Genomic DNA, 401 nt, shown 5'->3' on the forward strand with positions numbered 1-401 from the left:
GATACACATGCGCCAGGCATTCCCAGGTGTTTCCGATTCCGCCGTGCACCTGGATCGCGGTCTCGCACACGGTGCGCGCGGCGCGGGCGCAGTAGACCTTGGCGATCTTTCCTGCCCGGACAGCTTCCTCGGCCGGCAGCTCGTCGACGGCCCATGCCGCGTGACGCAGCACGCTGATCGATCCCTCGATCAGGGCGAGCCCCTCGGCCAGCAGGTGCGCGACAGCCTGGTACGACCCGATCGTCAAGCCGTACTGCTCACGGACTTTCGCGTAGTCGACGGCCAGCGCGTGCGCCCCGCGGGCGGCACCGACCAGGTCTGCGCTGGTGGCGGTCAGCGCGAGCGCCTGCCAACGCAGGGCGTCCTCGCCCGACAGCTCACCGAGCTCGGCGGGCGACTCG

Annotated in this window: 1 protein-coding gene; it reads right to left on the bottom strand. The window is 70.3% G+C overall.

Annotated elements, in window-relative coordinates:
• A partial coding sequence (locus RNB18_RS53120) for an acyl-CoA dehydrogenase family protein (protein WP_311721195.1) occupies positions 1 to 401 on the bottom strand: 401 nt, incomplete at both ends.

Origin of the sequence: Streptomyces doebereineriae (assembly GCF_031845645.1) — a bacterium.
Lineage (GTDB): Bacteria > Actinomycetota > Actinomycetes > Streptomycetales > Streptomycetaceae > Streptomyces > Streptomyces canus.